15 protein-coding genes are annotated in these 14,140 nt (G+C 56.9%); 13 read left to right on the top strand and 2 right to left on the bottom strand.

The window, feature by feature from the left end; genetic code table 11:
- The first annotated feature begins 4 nt into the window (after positions 1-4).
- The 8 genes from murI (at position 5) to ACR0BT_RS01980 (ending at position 7,060) form a co-directional block, all read left to right on the top strand.
- Positions 5-814 (top strand): glutamate racemase, encoded by an 810-nt coding sequence (gene murI, locus ACR0BT_RS01945; RefSeq protein ID WP_480753321.1) that lies wholly within the window; start codon positions 5-7, stop codon positions 812-814.
- A gap of 94 nt (positions 815-908) precedes the next feature.
- Positions 909-1,937, top strand: coding sequence for an N-acetyl-gamma-glutamyl-phosphate reductase (argC, locus tag ACR0BT_RS01950; protein ID WP_170817735.1), 1,029 nt, complete (start codon positions 909-911; stop codon positions 1,935-1,937).
- A gap of 7 nt (positions 1,938-1,944) precedes the next feature.
- Positions 1,945-2,391, top strand: coding sequence for a cytochrome c maturation protein CcmE (ccmE, locus tag ACR0BT_RS01955; protein WP_170405562.1), 447 nt, complete (start codon positions 1,945-1,947; stop codon positions 2,389-2,391).
- A gap of 147 nt (positions 2,392-2,538) precedes the next feature.
- On the top strand, positions 2,539-3,150 hold the full coding sequence (locus ACR0BT_RS01960) for a holin-associated N-acetylmuramidase (RefSeq protein ID WP_480762426.1): 612 nt from the start codon (positions 2,539-2,541) through the stop codon (positions 3,148-3,150).
- Positions 3,141-3,719 (top strand): holin family protein, encoded by a 579-nt coding sequence (locus ACR0BT_RS01965; RefSeq protein ID WP_170465392.1) that lies wholly within the window; start codon positions 3,141-3,143, stop codon positions 3,717-3,719. Before ACR0BT_RS01960 ends, ACR0BT_RS01965 begins: the two co-directional genes overlap by 10 nt.
- 74 nt (positions 3,720-3,793) lie before the next feature.
- Complete coding sequence (locus tag ACR0BT_RS01970; protein WP_223118277.1) at positions 3,794-5,758, top strand: heme lyase CcmF/NrfE family subunit; 1,965 nt, start codon at positions 3,794-3,796, stop codon at positions 5,756-5,758.
- Entirely contained in the window at positions 5,755-6,210 is a 456-nt protein-coding gene (locus ACR0BT_RS01975) for a cytochrome c-type biogenesis protein (protein ID WP_170405571.1), read from the top strand. The genes ACR0BT_RS01970 and ACR0BT_RS01975 overlap by 4 nt, the downstream gene beginning before the upstream one ends.
- 73 nt (positions 6,211-6,283) lie before the next feature.
- Complete coding sequence (locus ACR0BT_RS01980) at positions 6,284-7,060, top strand: enoyl-CoA hydratase-related protein (RefSeq protein WP_223118089.1); 777 nt, start codon at positions 6,284-6,286, stop codon at positions 7,058-7,060.
- 8 nt (positions 7,061-7,068) lie between these two features.
- Here the strand turns inward: ACR0BT_RS01980 and bmt are convergent, their stop codons facing one another.
- The gene (gene bmt / locus ACR0BT_RS01985) at positions 7,069-8,082 is read right to left on the bottom strand and encodes a betaine--homocysteine S-methyltransferase (protein WP_170510072.1); all 1,014 of its coding nucleotides are present in this window, start codon (positions 8,080-8,082) and stop codon (positions 7,069-7,071) included.
- Between the two features lie 121 nt (positions 8,083-8,203).
- On the bottom strand, positions 8,204-8,524 hold the full coding sequence (locus ACR0BT_RS01990) for a DUF1476 domain-containing protein (protein ID WP_170393165.1): 321 nt from the start codon (positions 8,522-8,524) through the stop codon (positions 8,204-8,206).
- Positions 8,525-8,711: 187 nt separating this feature from the next.
- Between ACR0BT_RS01990 and purC the strand changes: the two genes are divergently transcribed.
- The 5 genes from purC to ACR0BT_RS02015 all read left to right on the top strand — a co-directional run bounded on the left by purC (position 8,712) and on the right by ACR0BT_RS02015 (position 13,654).
- Positions 8,712-9,467: a phosphoribosylaminoimidazolesuccinocarboxamide synthase gene (gene purC / locus ACR0BT_RS01995; RefSeq protein ID WP_170393164.1), complete on the top strand. Its 756-nt coding sequence runs from the start codon at positions 8,712-8,714 to the stop codon at positions 9,465-9,467.
- 100 nt (positions 9,468-9,567) lie between these two features.
- Entirely contained in the window at positions 9,568-9,798 is a 231-nt protein-coding gene (gene purS / locus ACR0BT_RS02000; RefSeq protein ID WP_170405579.1) for a phosphoribosylformylglycinamidine synthase subunit PurS, read from the top strand.
- A 26-nt stretch (positions 9,799-9,824) separates the two neighbouring features.
- Positions 9,825-10,493, top strand: coding sequence for a phosphoribosylformylglycinamidine synthase subunit PurQ (purQ, locus tag ACR0BT_RS02005; RefSeq protein ID WP_480762427.1), 669 nt, complete (start codon positions 9,825-9,827; stop codon positions 10,491-10,493).
- A 36-nt stretch (positions 10,494-10,529) separates the two neighbouring features.
- Positions 10,530-12,308 carry a sensor histidine kinase gene (locus ACR0BT_RS02010; protein ID WP_370644429.1) on the top strand — a complete coding sequence of 593 codons (1,779 nt, stop codon included), beginning with the start codon at positions 10,530-10,532 and terminating at the stop codon, positions 12,306-12,308.
- 11 nt (positions 12,309-12,319) lie between these two features.
- Positions 12,320-13,654: a sigma-54-dependent transcriptional regulator gene (locus ACR0BT_RS02015; protein WP_170393162.1), complete on the top strand. Its 1,335-nt coding sequence runs from the start codon at positions 12,320-12,322 to the stop codon at positions 13,652-13,654.
- The last annotated feature ends 486 nt before the right edge of the window (positions 13,655-14,140 follow it).

Genomic DNA, 14,140 nt, shown 5'->3' on the forward strand with positions numbered 1-14,140 from the left:
GCAAATGGCAGTAGGTATCTTTGATTCCGGATTGGGTGGTTTGACCGTCCTGAACGCCGCGCAGAAACGTCTGCCCGACGTTGATTTCCTTTATTTCGCGGACAGTGCGCATGCGCCTTATGGTGTGCGCGATGCCGAGGATATCTTTAACCTGACACGAAACGCTGTGCAGGACCTTTGGGATCGCGGCTGCAATCTGGTGATTCTGGCCTGCAATACCGCAAGCGCCGCCGCCCTGCGTCGGATGCAAGAAGCGGGCGTGCCAGAAGGAAAGCGTGTACTGGGCGTATTTGTGCCTTTGATTGAGGCGCTGACTGAACGGCAATGGGGCGACAACTCTCCGCCGCGTGAGGTTCAGGTGCAGCATGTTGCGCTGTTTGCGACGCCCGCGACTGTGTCGAGCCGTGCGTTTCAGCGGGAGCTGGCGTTTCGGGCGATCGGGGTTGATGTCGAGGCGCAAGCCTGCGGCGGGGTGGTGGACGCCATCGAAGAGGGCGACATGATCTTGGCCGAGGCCTTGGTACGCAGCCATGTGGATGCTCTGAAGCGCAAGATGCCGGAACCGCAAGCAGCCATTCTGGGCTGTACGCATTACCCGCTGATGGCAGAGACGTTTCAGCAGGCGCTCGGACCGGATGTGAAAGTCTATAGCCAGGGTGATCTGGTTGCGGAAAGCCTTGCAGACTACTTGCAACGGCATCCGAAAATGCTGGGTGAGGGCACTGATGGCTTCCTGACAACGGGTAAGCCGGGCGTTGTGACGGATCGCGCGACTCAGTTCCTCCGACGACAAATCACCTTTGAAGCCGCCTGACCTAGGTCAAGGACGGCGCTTTTCCGATTCCGTAATTCGTTGACCGTCACAGCGGCGGTCACCCCATGTGACACATGAATGAAAGAGGTCTGACATGACCCATAAAATCGCAATTCTTGGCGCTTCTGGCTACACCGGCGCGGAACTCGTGCGGCTGATCGCCGGGCATCCGAGTATGGAAATCAAATCTCTGGCCGCCGAGCGGAAGGCTGGACAGACAATGGCGCAGGTATTTCCGCATCTACGCCATATGGATTTACCGGTGCTTTGCAAGATTTCCGAGATCGACTTTAGCCAAATCGACCTGTGTTTCTGCGCTCTGCCGCACAAGACTAGTCAGGAAGTCATTCGCGAACTGCCCAACACCTTGAAAATTGTTGACCTGTCAGCAGATTTTCGACTTCGCGATGGCGACGAATACAAGAAGTGGTATGGGAATTCACATGCCGCGCTTGGGCATCAGGAAGAGGCGGTTTATGGTCTGACCGAGTTCTACCGTGACGAAATCCGCGGCGCTCGGCTGGTTGCCGGGACCGGATGCAATGCCGCGACGGGTCAGTATGTGCTGCGTCCGCTGATTTCGGCGGGTGTGATTGATCTGGATGACATCATTCTGGACCTGAAATGCGCGGTCTCGGGCGCAGGTCGGGCGCTGAAAGAGAATCTATTGCACGCAGAACTCAGTGAAGGGGCGAACGCATATGCCGTTGGCGGGACGCACCGGCATCTGGGCGAGTTTGATCAGGAATTCACGGAACTGGCTGGACGGACGGTGCATGTGCAGTTCACACCGCACCTGATCCCAGCCAACCGGGGTATTCTGGCCACAACCTATGTAAAGGGTGACCCGCAGAGCGTGTATGAGACACTTCAATCGGCCTATGAAGCCGAGCCCTTCATTGAGATGCTGCCATTTGGCGAGACGCCCTCAACCCACCATGTGCGGGGGTCGAACTTCTGCCATATCGGTGTCGTTGGAGATCGGATCGAACGCCGTGCAATCGTGGTGGCAGCATTGGATAACCTGACAAAAGGTAGCAGTGGGCAAGCCTTGCAGAACGCCAACCTGATGTTAGGTGAGGATGAAACCCTGGGTCTGATGATGGCCCCCTTGTTCCCGTGAGGACGGTATGAAAACGCTTAAGAAACGTCGTCGTGTACAAGTCATTCTAGTGGCTGTTGCGGCCCTGATACTGGCGACGGGTCTGATCGGATATGCGATGCGTGATGGCATCAACTTCTTCCGCTCACCCAGTCAGGTGATTGCAGAACCGCCGAAACCGACCGAGGTGTTCCGTATAGGTGGATTGGTCGAAGAAGGTTCGATCATTCGCGGGCAGGGTGAGACTGTGCATTTCGTCGTGACCGACGGCGGTGAAAGCGTAAAGGTCGCTTTTACCGGTGTTCTGCCTGATCTGTTCTCGGAAAATCAGGGTATGGTGGGCACCGGAAGTTATGTGAACGGAGTTTTTGAAGCCACTGAAATCCTTGCGAAACACGATGAAACCTACATGCCAAAAGAGGTTGTGGACGCATTAAAAGAACAAGGCGTTTATCAGGAATCAGGCGATAGCTGAATGCAGCATCGCTGAATGCCATCGGCGTCAAATTTCTAAACAGAAGAAGCGGGGCGTTGCGTGCGAGAGGTAGGCAGCGCCCTTTGTTTTGCAGTGGTGTTAACGAAATTGTCCGACCGTTTGCCAAAGTTTGGCATAGGGTTGACGATGTTGACGGTACGACAGATTGCAAAAGGGATCGTGGCGCGGGAAGGTGGTTTTGTGGATGACCCCGATGATCCCGGCGGTGCCACGAAATACGGGGTGACGATCCATACCATGCGCCGATTGGGTCTCGATCTGGACCGAGATGGTTCGGTGACGCAACAAGACGTGCGCATGCTTAGCAAAGCGCAGGCCGTCGATATTTTTCTGGAACACTATTTTGAGAAACCACGCCTTCAGGTGCTGCCGGAAGCCGTACAGGCATCCGTGTTCGACATGTACGTCAATGCAGGAGCTCAAGCGGTGAAAATCCTGCAGAACCTGCTGCGGCAGATGGAGTATGACGTTACGGTTGACGGGGTCATCGGCCCTCAGACTGCAGAGGCAAGCCGCGAGGCGGCCAGTCCAAAGCCTCTGGTGTTTCGCGATGCCTATGGGGTCGCAAGACGAAACTATTATTTCCGTTTGGCAGACCGGCGGATGGCTCTTCGTAAATATGCCAGAACACGCGCGGGCGGCAAAGGCGGATGGATCAAGCGTGCCGAAGAGTTTTTATCGCCCAAGTATCATCTGAGCGAGGACGCGTTTCAGAAAAGGGTTTCGGGATGGGTTTGATCTCGGGTTTGTTGGCGCTCTTGTTTGGCGGAGGTCGCAATGTGGTTCGCGAAACTGCGGAAATGTTTCGCGAAAATGTAGAAAGCGGTGCCGAGCGTTCTGTCGAACTGCGCAGTGCGGCCATGGCGCAATTCGGCACTGAATTCCAAGCCCCAAGCAAAACCAGATTTGATCGGTTCATGGACGGGCTGAATCGCCTTCCGCGACCGGCGCTGGCTTTGGGAACATTGGGTTTGTTTCTGGCCGCCATGATCGATCCGCTGTGGTTCGCAGCACGTATGCAGGGAATTGCGCTGGTGCCAGAGCCACTGTGGTGGCTGTTAGGGGTGATCGTGTCGTTTTACTTTGGCGCGCGGCATCAGATCAAAGCGCAGGATTTTCAAAGAGAAATCAGCGCGACAATGCTGAGGGCGCCTGAGGTGATCGCCAATCTTGAAACGATCCGCGGGCTGCGCGATGACAGTCCGGGTGTCGCCGATACTGGCTCGGACGCATCGTTGGCCGAAGCAGTCAACCAGCCGGATTCGAACCCTGCATTGGAGGACTGGAAGCGACTACGAAAGACCTGAGGCGCGACATTATGTGCGGTGATCCGAGGCGAATGTGAATGGCACTTGCACCGGTGCCGCAGTATAAGCAGGCCATGATTACAGAACTCGGCCATTTCGCACTTATCTTAGCCTTCCTCGTTGCCATCGTCCAAACTGTGGTGCCGTTGATCGGGGCTGCCAACCGTTGGAACGGGTGGATGGTTTTCGCTGAACCGGCCGCCATCACGCAGTTCATTTTGGCCGCCTTTTCCTTTGGTGCGCTGGTCTGGGCGTTTACCACGTCTGACTTCTCGTTGCGGATCGTGGTCGAGAATAGCCATTCGGCAAAACCGATGCTCTACAAGATCACCGGGACCTGGGGAAACCATGAAGGTTCGATGCTGTTATGGGTCTTGATTGTAGCGATATTCGGCGCGATGGCCGCCATATTCGGCGCTGGCTTGCCTCCGACCTTAAAGGCGCGGGTGCTGGCCGTTCAGGCCGCGATCGGAGTGGCTTTCTATGCCTTTATCCTCTTCACATCGAACCCGTTTGACCGACTGCCTGTTCCTCCGTTCGATGGACGAGACCTGAACCCGCTGCTGCAGGACCCCGGTTTGGCCTTCCATCCGCCATTCCTGTATCTGGGCTATGTCGGCCTCAGCATGGCGTTCAGTTTTGCCGTTGCTGCATTGATCGAGGGCCGGGTGGACGCGGCTTGGGGGCGTTGGGTACGGCCTTGGACATTGGCGGCTTGGGTCTTCCTGACGATCGGTATCGCACTTGGATCATGGTGGGCCTACTACGAATTGGGCTGGGGCGGGTTCTGGTTCTGGGATCCTGTTGAGAACGCCAGCTTTATGCCTTGGCTACTGGCGGCCGCTCTATTGCATTCCTCCATCGTGGTGGAAAAACGCGAGGCGTTGAAAAGCTGGACGATCTTGCTTGCGATCATCGCGTTTGGGTTTTCACTGATCGGAACCTTTATCGTGCGCTCGGGGCTGCTGACGTCTGTCCATGCCTTTGCCAATGATCCTGAGCGCGGCGTGTTCATCCTGTTCATTCTGATCATCTTTACCGGCGGCGCGTTGACCCTGTTTGCCGCCCGCGCGCAGGCGATGGAGGCGAAGGGTGTCTTCGGAATGGTCAGCCGCGAAAGCGCGTTGGTTTTGAACAACATCTTGCTGGCCGTTAGCTGCTTCGTCGTGTTCTTTGGTACGATGTGGCCAATGGTGGCCGAGATGGCGTTTGACAGAAAACTCTCGGTGGGCGCGCCGTTCTTCAATGCGGCATTTACCCCCTTCATGGTCGCCCTCGGAATCGTTCTTCCCGTTGGCGCAATGCTGCCGTGGAAACGGGGCAAGTTGGGCCGGGCCGCATGGTCCTTGCGCTATGCCTTTGTTCTGGCGGTCGCGATCGCGATCCTGGTCTGGGTGATGCAAACCGGACGCAGCGCTTTGGGACCTGTGGGTCTATTCTTGGGGGCGTGGATCACCTTCGGTGCCATCGTTGATCTTTGGAGCCGCACGGGCCGCAAAGGCAATCTGGCACGCCTGTTCCGACTGCCGGGTGCGGATTGGGGCAAGGCGGTGGCCCATACGGGTTTGGGCGTCACCATGTTTGCCATCGCGGGTCTGACTGCTTGGGAGGTTGAGGATATTCGTATCGCGCAACCGGGTCAGCCATTTGAGGTCGGGCAGTTCACTTTGACACTGCAAGACGTGCGTCAGGTACAGGGGCCGAACTATTTTTCGACCATGGCGGATGTAATCGCTGAAAAGGGCGGGCGCTATATCGCGACTCTTAACCCGGAAAAGCGCGACTACCCTGTGGCACGGATGCCGACAACTGAGGCTGCAATCGACTACCGCTTTCTGCGCGATCTATATGTTGTGATCGGGGATCAACAAGCTGATGGCGGCTGGGTGATGCGTACCTATATCAAACCTCTGGCCAACTGGATTTGGGGCGGATGTATCCTCATGGCTCTGGGCGGTGTGCTCAGCCTGTCGGATCGCCGTTTCCGTGTTGCAGCCGGTGCACGGAAAACGCCTGCAAGCGGGGTTCCTGCCGAATGAAGCGCCTGCTTGTTATCCTGCTGCTGATTGCATCCCCGATCATGGCTATTCAGCCGGATGAAGTGCTTGACGACCCGGCGCTCGAGACACGAGCGCGGGATATTAGTACCGGTCTGCGCTGCTTGGTGTGCCGGAACGAAAGCATTGACGAAAGCAATGCTGAACTTGCGCGTGATCTGCGTATCTTGGTGCGAGAACGTCTGGTTGCGGGGGATACTGATCAAGAGGTTGTGGACTTCATCGTTGATCGCTATGGCGAATATGTGCTGCTGAAACCCACCGCGACCGGCGCCAATCTGTTGTTATGGCTGTCGGCTCCTGTCATGCTGCTGATAGCGGCCGGCATGGGGTGGAACTTTTTGCGCAAGCGTGCGCAGCATCAGGAAGTAGCGCATTCAGAAGGCCTTAGTGAGGAAGAACAAGAGCGTCTGCGCCGAATTCTGGAAGACTGACGCGCGGTTCTTCTTTTCCTTTTTCCGCATTTGCGTCAGTGTTTTGCAGAACGCTGCGCAGCTGAGGTTTTGCATGGAATACGAAGCGGTCCTTCTGGACATTACTGATAATTTGGCGGTTTTGACATTGAACCGGCCGGATAAGATGAATGCGTTGACGACGCAGATGCGGGCCGAGATCACCTACGCAATGAAAGATGCCGCGCAACACGCTCGCGCGATCGTCCTGACCGGTGCTGGACCTGCCTTTTGTTCGGGGCAAGATCTTGGCGACGCGTCGAGCACAGGAAAGATCGACCTCGAACGCGCGCTTCGGGACGAATATGAACCGATGCTTGAGGCTGTCTATGATTGCCCCGTGCCAACTATAGCGGCAGTTAACGGGCCAGCAGCGGGGGCGGGGGCTAACCTGGCACTTTGTGCCGATGTAGTGATAGCAACCCAGAGTGCCTATTTCCTGCAAGCTTTCGCTCGGATCGGTCTGCTGCCCGATGCAGGCGGCACCTGGTTCATGCCGCGTCAGATGGGGTTTGCCAAAGCGATGGGTGCAGCGTTGTTTGCAGACAAGATCAGCGCGCGCCAGGCGGATGAATGGGGATTGATCTGGGAAGCGGTTGCAGATGATGAGTTCGACGCTCATTGGCGCAAGAGAGCCGCGTATTTGGCGAATGGCCCAACCTCTGGGTTTCGCGCGATCAAACAAGCGATCCGGGGAACTTACGATAGAACATTACCTCAGCAACTTGCAGCCGAAGCCCACCTGCAGGGCGAATGCGGACGTACCCGAGACTTTGCCGAAGGCGTCGTAGCCTTTCTGGAAAAGCGCCCTGCGAAATTCGAAGGGCGCTGATCATTCAATCAGGCCCGGCGGCGGCGACGAGTGCGCCGTTCGGGAACGGCCTCGTCCCCAGTGCCATCTGAGGCTGAGGTAAACGGACCAAGCGCCGATACGATCTGATCCAGGGTCGGGCGCTCGCCGCGCGGACCGTTATCTAACGCCTCGCGCATTTTGCGCAAATGCGCAGGCATAGTGCCACAGCAACCGCCAATGATCGTTGCACCTGCATCGCGCGCCATGGCAGCGTACTGGCCCATCAGTTCAGGCGTTCCGTCATAATGGATATGACCGTCCACATATTTCGGAATCCCTGCGTTGCCCTTGGAAATCAGTGGACGTTCGTTTCCTTGGGCAGCGAACCCAAGCACCGTCCGCAGTATATCCGAGGCACCAGTGCCGCAATTCGCCCCGAACGCAACCGGAGGATTGGGCAGAGTTTCCACGATCATTGCCAGATCAGAAGATGTAACACCCATCATTGTGCGGCCAGCCGTGTCAAAACTCATGGTGCCGCACCACGGCATATCTGCCAGAGCGAACGCTTCTGCCGCAGCCCGGAATTCTTCCGGCGCGCTTATGGTCTCAAGCCACAGAACATCTGCGCCTCCAGCCTTTAGCGCTTCAGCCTGTTCATGAAACATCTCGACGGCTTCGGCGTGCGAAAGGCTGCCGACAGGTTCCATGATCTCGCCGGTCGGGCCAACAGAGCCGGCCACGATGATCGGGCGACCTGCCTTGTCAGCGACTTCGCGACCCAGTTCAGCGCCAGTACGGTTCAGCTCGGCCACGCGGTTCTGGGCGTCGTGTAACTTCAAACGCGCGGCTGTTCCACCAAATGTGTTTGTCAAAAACAGATCACTGCCGGCATCGACCGAGCCCTGATACAGAGCACGAATCTTGTCAGGCGCATCGACGTTCCACAATTCCGGCGCATCGCCTGATTGCAGGCCCATGTTGAACAGGTTCGTCCCGGTTGCGCCATCCGCCAGAATGACGTCTACGGTTTCCAGAAGGTTGCTGAGCGCGTTAGTCATTGGAGTATTCCAAAATTGGGGCCACAGCCCGTCAAAATATGAGACGCCCCGTGTCTCACGACCGGGGCGTCAAATCAAATTCATAAAACTCATGAAGATCATGAGTTTTGCAGCTCAGGCATCAGGACTCGGCTTCCGCCATCACCTGCTCTTTGGCTTCGACCAGAAGTTCGACCATCTTCTCGCGGATTTTAGCCTCATCCGCGAGATCACCGAGGTATCCTTTGACCGCCTCGACAACATCGTCTTCGCTGACATTTTGCAGGTCGGTGTGGACCAATTCCTGCCCGTATTTACGCGCCTGTTCCACAGTCTCGCCTTTCAGCGCCGAGGCCCATACAGCCATAAATCGGTTGCGGCGCATCCGAGCGATGAACTGCATCTTTTCGTCATGAGCGAATTTGTTTTCAAACGCGGCTTCACGTTCGTCGAATGTGGTCATTGGTTGGGGACCTCTTGGGTTAGATGTTCTTTTCTGATGATATGACTATACGACGCCCTGTGCGCAAGGTATTTGCGCTGCGTCAAAGCCTCTCGGGGTTGCGAACTTGCGGGAAAGCGGGGCTTGCACTATGAGGGCGCCAACGTGAAGGGACTCATTCCCTTTCCCCAGACTGGAAAGGTCGCTCATGGCGCGTCGCAAGAAGATTTACGAAGGTAAAGCCAAGATCCTGTATGAAGGTCCCGAGCCGGGCACCATCGTGCAGTACTTCAAGGATGACGCCACAGCTTTCAACGCCGAGAAGAAAGACGTGATCGATGGAAAGGGCGTTCTGAACAACCGGTTAAGCGAATTCTTCATGACCGGTCTGGCCCAGATCGGAGTTCCGACGCATTTCATTCGCCGTCTGAACATGCGGGAGCAACTTGTGCGGAATTGTGAGATCATTCCACTGGAAGTGATCGTCCGCAACTATGCCGCCGGATCGATGTCCAAACGCCTCGGTATCGCCGAGGGTACTCAACTGCCGCGCCCGATTGTTGAATACTGCTACAAGGACGATGCGCTGGGTGATCCGCTGGTGACCGAAGAGCACATTGCGGCATTCGGCTGGGCGAGCCAGCAGGATATGGACGATATCCTGAGCCTTGCACTGCGCGTTAATGATTTCATGAGCGGCGTGATGCTGGCGGTTGGTATTCGTCTGGTCGATTTCAAAATCGAGATCGGGCGCGTGTTCGAAGGCGATTTCCAACGACTGATCATTGCGGACGAAATCAGCCCCGATAGCTGCCGTCTATGGGATATCGAAACCGGTCAGAAGCTGGACAAGGATGTGTTCCGCCGTGATCTGGGTAGTCTGACTGATGCATATTCTGAGGTCGCCCGCCGTCTTGGCGTTCTGCCCAAAAGCAATGTCACAAAACCAACGCTGATCAACTGATCCTGTCTCATATCGACAGGGTTGTCCGACAAGCCCAAGCGGGGTATCCCGCGCCCAACGAAACGGATCGATGCGCGGTCCATCAGTGGAGTTCTCGAAAATGAAAGCACGTGTGCATGTGATGCTCAAGAACGGGGTTCTGGACCCGCAGGGCGAGGCTGTGCGTCACGCATTGGGTGCGATGGGCTTTGATCAGGTCGAAGGTGTCCGTCAGGGCAAGGTGATCGATCTGGAACTGGCCGACGGCTCGACCGAAGCGGACGTAACAAAGATGTGCGAAAAGCTATTGGCCAATACGGTCATCGAACGCTTTGAGATCGAACTGCTCTAAGTTTTTCTGACCTAGGAGGGTCCGCCATGCGCGCAGCCGTCATCGTTTTCCCCGGTTCCAACTGCGATCGTGATCTTGCCGTTGCCTTCGAGCAGGCCGGTTTTTCCGTCGATATGGTCTGGCACAAGGATGCCGCGCTGCCCGAGGGTATAGATATCGTCGGTGTGCCGGGTGGGTTTTCTTATGGTGACTATCTGCGCTGCGGCGCGATTGCGGCCCAGTCGCCCATTTGCAAAGCGCTGGCCGCGCATACCGAGCGTGGTGGCTATGCCGTCGGCATCTGCAACGGTTTTCAGGTTCTGACCGAAACCGGAATTCTGCCTGGCGCGCTGTTGCGCAATGCCGGTCTGAAATACATCTGCAAAACGATCGGTCTGAAGGTCGAAACCAGCGATAGCGCCTTTACTGAAGGGTACAATGCCGGGGATGTGATCGATATCCCGATTGCGCATCACGATGGCAATTATTTCGCAGACGATGAGACCTTGGTCGAGTTGAAGGATCAGGATCGCATTGCCTTCAAATATGCCGAAAATCCCAATGGTTCGCGCGACGATATTGCAGGGATTTTATCGCACAACCGGCGCGTGTTAGGCATGATGCCCCACCCAGAACGAGCGGCGGATTCAGGCCACGGAGGCACCGACGGGACGGCGCTCTTCCGCGCATTGGCCGGGGTGCTGACGCCCGCGTGACTTGAGGTCATCAGTCGGGACGCGTAGCGTCAGTACATGAGCGCGGAAGATCAAGCAGACAGCAAAGGGTTTCTGAACCGGTTTCGCGGCGCGCCTATGGGCTGGCGGCTGCGTCTTGCCGTGTTTTTGTTGCTGCTTGCTACTGTCGCCACAGTGTGGATCACCAACAGTCTGCTAACCAGTCGCTTCACCGAATCGACCAGAAACCGCGCCGAACTGCGGTTAGCCTTGTATTCCGGCAACCTGCTGAGTGAGTTGCGACGCAACGCCATCGTGCCGCAGTTGCTCGCCCGTGACCCCACCCTGATTTCGGCCCTGCAATCCAGCGATTACACGCTGTCGAGCCAGCGCCTGATCTCTTTCGTTGAAGAAATCGGGGCGGCCTCGCTGGTTTTGCTGGATGGGGATGGCCTGACACGTGCTGCAACCGACCGGAACCGGTTGCAGGAAAGCCACCGGAACTCGCCTTACTTCATCGATGCAATTCGATCGAATGCCACTATATTCTCGGTCATTCCACGTGAGTCCGGCGGTTACAGCTTTGTGTACTCACGGCGAATCGAGGCGAATGCAGAGATCCTTGGCGTGATCGTAGTCGAAGTTGATTTGCAGAAATTTGAACGCGCCTGGGCTGGTATTTCTGACGCGGTGATGGTCACAGACAGCACTGGTACGATCATCCTCTCGACCGAGCCTCAGTGGCGAGGTCTGGATGAAAGCGGTGCCATGTTGCGCCAACCCCCTCAGAACGCGATCCAGCGCGCAATCCGGGCCACAACCGATTGGAGCGCTTTGCCCCCCGATGCCTATCTTCAGGGCGAGGCTGTGATGCGGATGGAGACCCGCATTCCGTTCCGGGGCTGGCAAATGACTTCGTTCACCACCTATTCATCGATCCGCGAGCGGGTGAACAGCGTTCTGGCGCTTGAGATCATGGCATTTGCGATTCTTCTGGCGCTGACCTTCTATGCGCTCAGCCGCAGAGCAACGTTGCGCATGACCTTGTTCCAGCGCGAGTCGGCGGAGCTTCGCGCATTGAACGTAAGGCTGCAGCGGGAAATCGCTGAGCGTGAACGTGTTGAAAAGACGCTGGAAGTTGCCGAACAAACCCTTGCCCAGAGCTCAAAACTGGCAGCACTTGGAGAGATGTCTGCGGCAGTCAGTCACGAGTTAAATCAACCTCTGGCTGCGATGAAAACTTATCTGGCAGGCGCGCGTCTGCTTTTGCGTCGAAACCGGCCCGAAGAGGCGTTGGCCAGCTTTGGGCGGATCGACGGATTGATCGAGCGGATGGGAGCGATCACGCGCCAGCTCAAATCCTATGCGCGCAAAGGTGCAGATGCATTTTCGCCAGTAAATCTTGGCGAAGCGCTGGCCTCGTCCCTGTCGATGATGGAGCCGCAGCTGCGTCAGCGGCATGTGAAGATAACCCAGATTTTGCCCGAAGAACCTGTTATAGTGATGGGTGATCGGATGCGGATCGAGCAGGTTATGGTCAATCTCTTGCGCAATGCGCTGGATGCGACCAAGTCTGTGGATGAGCCGGATGTCGAGATCATTCTCGCTGCAGGTGAAACTGCGGTACTGACCGTGCGGGACAATGGCCACGGGATCGAGGATATCGAAAACCTGTTCGAGCCGTTTTATACAACCAAACGCCCGGGGGACGGCGTTGGTCTGGGGCTTGCCATCTCGTCCGGGATCGTGAACGACCATGGCGGACGGCTGACCGCGCGCAACGGCCAACAGGGTGGCGCGGTGTTTGAGATGCAATTGCCCATATTGGGAAGCGACGGCCTTGAGGCCGCGGAATAGAGGAAGTGACTATGGCACAGGCCATGAAAATCGCCATCGTGGATGATGAACAGGACATGCGCCAGTCGATCAGCCAGTGGCTGGCTTTGTCGGGGTACGACACCGAAACCTTTTCAAGCGCCGAGGATGCGCTCAAGGTCTTGGGGCCAGAATACCCCGGGATCGTGATTTCTGACATCAAGATGCCGGGAATGGATGGCATTCAACTTCTGAAAAAGCTGATGGGGGCCGATAGCACGCTACCGGTGATCATGATCACGGGACATGGCGACGTGCCAATGGCCGTAGAGGCGATGCGTGTCGGGGCGTTCGATTTCCTTGAAAAGCCGTTTAACCCCGATCGCATGTCCGAACTGGCCAAACGCGCCAGCAATGCGCGTCGTCTGACGCTCGACAATCGAGCCCTGCGGCGTGAGCTGTCTGGCGGTACGCAGATCATGAACAAGCTGATCGGTGCCAGCCCCGTCATGGAGCGGTTGCGTGAAGATATTCTGGATCTGGGGCAGGCGGATGGTCATGTCCTGATCGATGGGGAAACCGGAACCGGAAAGACTTTGGTGGCGCATGCGTTGCACGCGGTTGGTAGCCGGGCGGGTAAGAAATTCGTTCTGGTTTCTTGCGCAGCACTTGAGGAAGAAGCGCTGTCGAAACGCCTGTTTGGCCCGATGTTGCCCGAGGACACGCAGTTGCCCGCCATCGAAGAGGCCCGCGGCGGTACGCTGGTTCTTGAGGATGTCGAAGCCCTGAGTGATACGCTGCAGGCCCGTCTCTTGAGCGTTATGAATGAGCAGGGCACCCCTGCGGAAACGCGGATCGTTGCGATTTCGAACCTGCAGGAAGCGGGCAAAACCTCAGAAGATGTATTGCGTCCCGATCTGTTCTATCGGTTGGCGGCGCTGCGCATCACCATGCCTCCGCTGCGACAGCGGGGTGAGGACATCCTGACGCTGTTCACCCGTCTGAGCGAACAGTTCGCAGAGGAATATGGCTGCGACGCGCCTCAGGTCAGTGCGCAGGAAGCGGCTCAGCTGCTTCAGGCCCCGTGGCCCGGGAATGTGAGGCAGTTGATCAACATTGCTGAGCGTGCGGTGCTGCAGTCGCGGCGCGGGTCGGGGACAATTGCTTCGCTGCTGATGTCGGATCACGAAGAGATGCAGCCAGTGATGACAACTGAAGGCAAGCCGCTGAAGGAATATGTTGAAGCCTTCGAGCGGATGCTGATCGACAATACGATGCGCCGTCACAAGGGATCGATCGCCTCGGTGATGGAAGAACTCTGCCTGCCACGCCGGACACTGAACGAAAAGATGGCGAAGTACGGGTTGCAGCGTTCGGACTACCTGTGAAGGTGGAGGAGGGGGCTGGCCCCCCTCTTGAGCCTGCGGTTCAATTCAACCCCTGGATATTTCTGAACAGATGAAGGGACTCTTCGGCGCGTTCTTGGGTCGCGATGCAGTTTGCCCATTGTCTTTTCCACAGGACTGCTTTTATTGTGATCGAACGGGCCGGGTATTTTGTGCCTGCAAGCCCCGTGTTTTGAGTTTCGCTGCTGAGCTGATGGTGAGGATAGATCCCGCGCGGCGCGGCAGACCGATTATGCCCCAATGGGGCAGATGAATGCCTGAACCCGTCTATGCGGGTGAAAGGAATAAATGGGCGGGCCGCATATAGACGCGCCTGTCGGAGAAGAACCGCGATGACGCGCGCGCAACGATTGAGTATACGGGCAGGGGGCCAAAGCGCCAGACCCTGCCGCGCGCCGTCCGATATCGCCCGTACAAGACACCTCCCCAAAAGCGCCTGTCCGCCTGGACGGGTCAGGACAACGCGTT

This window comes from Ruegeria sp. CJ6 (genome assembly GCF_056536665.1).